Origin of the sequence: Nodosilinea sp. P-1105, assembly GCF_012911975.1 — a bacterium.
In the GTDB taxonomy this organism is placed as follows: Bacteria; Cyanobacteriota; Cyanobacteriia; order Phormidesmidales; family Phormidesmidaceae; genus Nodosilinea.
Genome location: NZ_SMDQ01000118.1, coordinates 1 through 6,755, shown reverse-complemented (window position 1 = coordinate 6,755; position 6,755 = coordinate 1). Strand labels below are relative to the sequence as shown.

The window sequence follows — 6,755 nt, the reverse complement described above, 5'->3', positions numbered from 1 at the left end:
ATCCGGGCCTGGATGGCACCAACCGACCAGCCCCACGAGAAGTTTGTATTCCCCGAAGAGGTACTGCCCCGTGGTAACGCTCTCTAGTAATTCCTTTATTGCGGGTCGCGACCAAGAGTCCACCGGCTTTGCTTGGTGGGCTGGTAACGCCCGACTGATCAACTTGTCAGGTAAGCTGCTGGGGGCCCACGTAGCCCACGCTGGCCTGATTGTATTCTGGGCCGGAGCAATGACCCTGTTTGAGGTCGCTCACTTTGTGCCCGACAAGCCCTTGTATGAGCAAGGCGCTATTCTTCTACCTCACCTGGCCACTTTGGGTTGGGGCGTCGGCCCCGGTGGCGAAATCATCAACACCTATCCCTACTTTGTGGTCGGTGTACTTCACCTGATTTCCTCGGCTGTACTTGGCCTTGGCGGTATTTATCACGCCGTTCGTGGGCCTGAAGTGTTGGAAGAGTATTCTTCTTTCTTCGGCTACGATTGGAAAGATAAGAACCAAATGACCAACATCATCGGCTACCATCTCATCCTCTTGGGTTGTGGTGCGTTGCTGCTGGTGTTGAAGGCCTGTGTGTTTGGTGGTGTTTACGACACTTGGGCTCCAGGTGGTGGGGATGTTCGTGTAATTACCAATCCCACTTTGAATCCAGCTGTGATTTTCGGCTACCTGGCGGGATCTCCCTTTGGTGGCAAGGGCTGGATTGTGGGCGTTGACAACATGGAAGACATCATCGGTGGCCATATCTGGATCGGTCTGATCTGTATTGGTGGTGGTGTCTGGCACATTCTGACCAAACCCTTTGGCTGGGCTCGTCGGGCCTTAATTTGGTCCGGTGAAGCTTACCTATCCTATAGTCTGGGTGCCCTGTCTCTGATGGGTTTGATTGCATCCTGCTATGTGTGGTTCAACAACACCGCTTATCCGTCTGAGTTCTACGGTCCCACTAACGCTGAGGCTTCCCAGGCTCAAGCCATGACCTTCCTGGTACGTGACATGCGTTTGGGTGCCAACATCGGTTCAGCCCAAGGCCCCACGGGTCTAGGGAAGTATCTGATGCGCTCTCCCACTGGGGAAATCATCTTTGGGGGTGAGACCATGCGTTTCTGGGACTTCCAAGGTCCTTGGCTGGAGCCCCTGCGTGGTCCTAATGGCCTCGACCTGGATAAGCTCACCAATGACATTCAAGATTGGCAGGTGCGTCGGGCGGCTGAGTATATGACCCATGCGCCTAACGCTTCCATCAACTCAGTGGGTGGTGTGATCACAGAAATCAACTCTGTGAACTTTGTTAACCCCCGTCAGTGGTTGTCGGCCTCCCACTTTATTTTGGGCTTCTTCTTCTTGATTGGTCACCTATGGCATGCTGGTCGCGCCCGTGCGGCTGAAGCAGGCTTTGAGAAAGGGATCGATCGCGAGACTGAACCCGTACTCGCTATGGGCGATCTGGACTAAGCGTCAGACTCATTCCATAGATAAAGTCGACTAGCTTAAAACTCCTGTCTTAGGGCAGGAGTTTTTTTCTGGGCTAGGGTTGGAATGGCTACTTCTGTGTTCCTATAACCTTTATCTTGGGTTTCCCAGGTCTGGCCATGTAGACTCAGTAGTGTAAAGAATCAGTCTATACGGGTCATGAGTCGCTTACATGTTCATCGCTTCATTCTTGTCCTAGTCATGGCAATAGCCATCGGATTCGCCTGGATCAGTCCGGCAGCAGCCACCAGCTACGATCGCCAGAACTTGCGTATGACCGATTGGTCTAACCAAGACCTGCGCGGCAACGATTACACCCGAGCCGACATGGCCGATGCCGACCTTAGCCATACCAACCTGCGGGGGGTGCGTCTGTTTGATACCACCCTGGCCCGAGCCAACCTAGAGGGGGCCGACATGACTGGGGCCACCCTAGACGGAGCCCGATTTGTTGAAGCCAACTTAACCAACGCCATTCTGGAAGGAGCCTATGCCTTTGGTACCGACTTTCGCGGTGTCGTGATTAACGGGGCCGACTTTACCGACGTACTGCTAGACCCCAAGGTGAATCAAAAGTTGTGCGATGTGGCCCAGGGGACGAACCCGGTCACCGGGCGCGACACTCGTGACACCCTCTATTGCCCTTGAATCAAGCCCATGGAGCCAGCATGACCTCGGCAACCCAGCTATCGATAGTCTACTTTCCACAACGTTTTGGCAACCGCAAGCCAGTCGGTGCAGGGAAACGGGTGTCATAGTTTTCCGTTAATCTATACCCACTAGCTTAGAATTTTCCTTTGCTCCGCCACCACCCTGCCGCCTCCACCATTGCCACTGTCTTACCTGGCCTAAATCGCCTTCGCCACTATCCAGCGGCCTGGCTGCGGGGGGATGTGGTAGCGGGCATTACCGTGGCCGCCTACTTGATTCCCCAGTGCATGGCCTACGGCGAACTGGCCGGAGTCGGGGCGATCGTAGGACTATGGGCGATCTTGCCGCCGATGGTATTGTATGCGCTTTTAGGTTCGTCACCCCAACTGTCGGTAGGGCCAGAGTCGTCTACAGCGGTGATGACCGCCGCCGCCGTAGCCCCCATGGTGGCCACCTATGGCAGCGACTACCAGGTCACAGCAGCCTTGCTGGCCTGTTTAGTGGGCCTATTGTGTTTAGTGGGCTACATCGCCCGATTAGGGTTTCTCGCCGACCTACTTTCTAAGCCCATTTTGATTGGCTATATGGCCGGGGTGGCAGTGCTGATGGTGGTAGGTCAACTGGGCAAGGTGAGTGGTGTTCCTATTCAGTCCGACTCCATTGGCGGTGCGGTTTATGACTTCCTCAGCCATCTTTCCCAGGCCCATCTGCCTACCTTGACCTTGTCTGCTTTTGTGCTGCTGTTTTTGTTTACGGTGCAGTCGCGCTTTCCCACCGCCCCTGGGCCGCTGTTAGCGGTGCTGCTGTCAGCGGTGGCGGGTTGGCTGTTTAACCTCGAGCAACAGGGGGTGGCGGTCGTGGGGGAGATCGCGGCCGGGTTACCCGCCTTGCAGCTGCCATTACTGCCGACCGAGCAGGTGATGCACCTACTGGCGGCGGCGGTGGGCGTTGCCATTGTGGGCTATTCCGACAATGTGCTAACGGCCCGCACCTTTGCCACTCGCAACCGCTATCAACCGATTGATGCTAATCAGGAACTACTGGCTTTGGGCATCGCTAGCCTGGGCACCGGGCTGATGCAGGGTTTTCCGATTAGTAGCAGCGCCAGTCGGGCCGCCATTGGCGATGCGGTGGGCAGCAAAAGTCAGGTGTTCTCTCTGGTAGCCTTTGGGGTGGTGTTGGGGGTGCTGTTGTTTTTGCGCCCGGTGCTGGCCCTGTTTCCCACCGCTGCCCTGGGGGCGATCGTGATCTATGCCGCCACAAAGCTGATTGATATTCCCGAGTTTCAGCGGCTCAGGGGCTTTCGCCAAGGCGACTTTGTGTTGGCGGTGGCCACGACCGTCGGCGTGCTGGCCACAGATATGCTGGTGGGGGTGGCGATCGCGGTGGGCCTGTCTGTAATCGAGCTCTTTGCTCGGGTGGCCCGCCCCCATGACGCGGTGATGGGTAAAGTACCTGACTTGGCAGGGCTCCACGACATTAAAGATTGGCCCGGGGCCACCACCATCCCTGGGCTGGTGATTTACCGCTACGATGCCCCTTTGTTTTTTGCCAATGTTACCGACTTTAAGCGCCGCGCCCTGGAGGCGATTGACGCGGAAACAGCTCCGGTGGAATGGTTTGTGCTGAACGCCGAGGCGATCGCCGAAATTGACATTACCGCCGCTGATATGCTGATGGAGCTCTATGACGAGTTGGCGGCTCGCCAGATTATCTTTGCCCTGGCTCGGGTCAAACAAGACCTCTATGCTCAGCTGCGACTGTCGGGCTTGCTGTCCCGCATTGGCCCAGACCATATTTTCTTTACCCTGCCCAGCGCCATTCAGGGGTTTCAACAGCGATCGCGACCTAAATAAATTATTTGGGGCTATCTTCATCTCCCCAGGGATAATAGACAAGGTTTGACTGCCGTGATTTTTTAATCCCCCTATGACTGCCGATATTCGCCTGCTGGTACTCGATATTGACGGCACCCTGGCCGGAGCGTCTAACCAAATTTCCCCTCGGGTATTAGACAGCATTCGCCAGGTGCAACAGCGGGGAGTGCAGGTGGCGATCGCCACCGGACGCATGTACCAAGCGGCCCTGCGGTTTCACCAGGGGGTAGGCTCTACCCTGCCCCTCATGGCCTATCAAGGGGCCTACATCAAACACCCAGCCAGCCAAACCCTGCACCGCCATACCCCTCTGCCTCGGCCCCTGGCCCTGGAGATTTTGACTTACCTGGCCCCCATGGCCGACCAGAACGACCTCTCTGTTCACCTGTATATCGACGACCAACTGCACGTTAAAGCCATCATTGCCGACACCGAAGCCTATGCTCAGCGATCGGGAGTGCAACCCATTGCCGCTGGGGATTTGCTCACCCTGTTGCAGGGCAACCAGGCCATAGAAACCACCAAGCTATTGGCCCTGAGCGAAAATACCAGCCTGCTAGCTGACGTGCTGGCTCAACTCAGCCAGCGGTACCCCACCGACGACCTGTACCTGACCCGCTCGGTGGAACAGTTTGTGGAAGCCACCCATCCCCTGGCCAACAAAGGTGAAGCCGTGCGTTATCTGGCGGAAGAATTGCTCGACCTGACCCCCGATCAGGTGATGACCATTGGTGATAACTATAACGATCTGGAAATGCTGCGCTATGCCGGTATTGGTGTGGCCATGGGGGATGCCCCTGAACCGGTTAAACAAGGGGCGGACTGGGTGGCCCCTGGAGTCGAGGCGGATGGGGTGGCGGTTTCCCTAGAGCAGTTTCTGCTATGAACTGATCATAGAGTTGAGACAGGGTTACCACTTGATACCCCTGGTCAGCGATGGCTCGGAGCAACGGCGGGAGAGCCTGGGAGGTCTGAACACAGCGCTCGATCGATCCACCATGGATCACAAAGATGGCCCCTGAGAAAATGAACTGCGACAGATACCAGGTATTCAGGTTAGGGGTACTTAAGGGCTGCATGGTGTCGAAGGGAATCATCGAGGCCAAAGCCACCAGCGATTCATAGCCCGGCGTCAACCTGACATGCTCGACCATGGCTCGGTTATAAAGGCCCCGGCCCGGTCGGTACCAGCGAATGGGCTGCTGAATGGTATCGGTCAGCAGGTCATGGGCCTCTTGAAAGTGCCGTTGAAACTCGACTGGTTCTAACATGGCAGGGGTGGTGTCACTGGTGCCATGATTGGCAACTTCATGACCCTCCGCCAGAATATCTGGCAAAAGCGAGCTGCCAGCATTGAGGTGGTCAGTAATTACAAAAAATGTGGCCTGGGCCGGGGGCTTGGCGGTACGGTTATAGTCACTAATCGCCTGCAAGATCAGCCGCGTCGAGAGGTCATGGGGATCCCCAGGGGTAGGAATGTCATCTATAGTCAGGGCCACCATTTTCTCCCGAACCGGAGCGTAGAAGAGGGCATCAGGAAAAAGCTGAGCTACCCGAGACAGGATAGGAGGAGCCATGGGACCAACCCGACCTCATCACAACTGCGAAGCGCCATGCAAACCAGGTGCTATACCAAGCCTAGTGCAGAACCCAGGGGGATTCAATCTCGGAGCATAGCCATACCCCATGCAGGCTTGAGCTATGGCAGAGTATGAGCCAACAGCCCCACGGCTGGGGACGGCAAGGACACGCAAGTCTTTAAGGCTAGCTTTAGCGATCGCAACCGCAGCCCGTGTGACCACACCCAGCCCCATCCGGGTGACCATTGGCACAGGCTTCACTGCAATAGTAGTGGCCCTCCTTTTCGATCGCCTGGCTGGTATCGACAACACACAAACAGGGCTCACAGGCACATTTCATTTGGGTAACGGTAGTCATAGGTCAACTCCTAGACATATAGTAGGTTTACACATGAACGACTGTTCATGTATTTGAGTATAACACGTGAACAAGTGTTCATGTGTTCAGAGGAGACATAGTGAACAATCGCCCCGATTTGCAAGCCAACCAGTGCTCGGAAAATCACGATGACTCCCCGGTAACAGCCATTTTGAGCCTTGAAAAAGCCCAGCGGATGGCAGAGTTTTTTGGGGTGCTGGGTGACCCCAACCGCTGGCGGATCTTGTCGGCCCTGGCCATGGGCGAGCATCGGGTGCGGGATCTAGCGGCAGCGGTGGACATGAGCGAATCAGCGGTGTCGCACCAGCTGCGAATTTTGCGCACCATGCGGCTGGTCAGCTACCGCAAGCGTGGCCGCAACGTCTTCTACTGCCTGAAGGACGACCATATTTTTAATCTTTACCGAGAAGCCTCGGAACACCTGGATGAACCCCCTGAGGTGGAGTGATGAGGTGTCGCGGAGCAGTTTCCTGGAGGGTTGGGGTGATGAGGTGGTGGGGTGATGGGGTGATGGGTGGATGGGTGGATGGGTGGATGGGTGGATGGGTGGATGGGTGGATGGGTGGATGGGAAGGTGGAGGAGGTTTTGGATTTTAGATTTTGGATTTTGGGATCCCCTCCTGGGAGGGGTAGGGGTGGGTTGAATTTTGGGTAGTGCATTAATGCACGGGACGGAGGAAAATCAGACTACGCCACCACGATAACCAGGGAGACAAGCGCATGGCTATTGAGATGACCTGTCCGACCTGTGGGTCTCACGATATCTCCAAGAACGGCACCAGCCATCGGGGGAAGCA

The 6,755-nt window shown here is 56.1% G+C and carries 7 protein-coding genes and 1 pseudogene; 6 read left to right on the top strand and 2 right to left on the bottom strand.

Annotated features, from left to right (window positions below; translation table 11 throughout):
* The 5 genes and pseudogenes from E1H13_RS25825 to E1H13_RS25805 form a co-directional block, all read left to right on the top strand.
* A pseudogene (locus E1H13_RS25825) lies at positions 1 to 87 on the top strand (photosystem II protein D2); the annotation flags it as partial.
* Positions 71 to 1,453 (top strand): photosystem II reaction center protein CP43, encoded by a 1,383-nt coding sequence (gene psbC, locus E1H13_RS25820; protein WP_169617837.1) that lies wholly within the window; start codon positions 71 to 73, stop codon positions 1,451 to 1,453. The pseudogene E1H13_RS25825 and the gene psbC, both read left to right, overlap by 17 nt.
* Before the next feature lie 219 nt (positions 1,454 to 1,672).
* Positions 1,673 to 2,119 carry a pentapeptide repeat-containing protein gene (locus E1H13_RS25815; RefSeq protein ID WP_240966865.1) on the top strand — a complete coding sequence of 149 codons (447 nt, stop codon included), beginning with the start codon at positions 1,673 to 1,675 and terminating at the stop codon, positions 2,117 to 2,119.
* Positions 2,120 to 2,298: 179 nt separating this feature from the next.
* Entirely contained in the window at positions 2,299 to 3,978 is a 1,680-nt protein-coding gene (locus E1H13_RS25810) for a solute carrier family 26 protein (RefSeq protein WP_169617839.1), read from the top strand.
* Between the two features lie 73 nt (positions 3,979 to 4,051).
* Positions 4,052 to 4,885 (top strand): Cof-type HAD-IIB family hydrolase, encoded by an 834-nt coding sequence (locus tag E1H13_RS25805; RefSeq protein ID WP_169617835.1) that lies wholly within the window; start codon positions 4,052 to 4,054, stop codon positions 4,883 to 4,885.
* Here the strand turns inward: E1H13_RS25805 and E1H13_RS25800 are convergent.
* Together E1H13_RS25800 and E1H13_RS25795 are read right to left on the bottom strand one after the other, a co-directional pair.
* Positions 4,806 to 5,576 (bottom strand): polysaccharide deacetylase family protein, encoded by a 771-nt coding sequence (locus E1H13_RS25800; protein WP_169617834.1) that lies wholly within the window; start codon positions 5,574 to 5,576, stop codon positions 4,806 to 4,808. The two genes, E1H13_RS25805 and E1H13_RS25800, sit on opposite strands and share 80 nt — an antisense overlap.
* Positions 5,577 to 5,769: 193 nt before the next feature.
* Entirely contained in the window at positions 5,770 to 5,937 is a 168-nt protein-coding gene (locus E1H13_RS25795) for a metallothionein (RefSeq protein WP_169617833.1), read from the bottom strand.
* A gap of 196 nt (positions 5,938 to 6,133) precedes the next feature.
* Here E1H13_RS25795 and E1H13_RS25790 point away from each other — a divergent pair, with 196 nt between their 5' ends.
* On the top strand, positions 6,134 to 6,406 hold the full coding sequence (locus E1H13_RS25790; protein WP_169617838.1) for a metalloregulator ArsR/SmtB family transcription factor: 273 nt from the start codon (positions 6,134 to 6,136) through the stop codon (positions 6,404 to 6,406).
* Positions 6,407 to 6,755 lie beyond the last annotated feature (349 nt).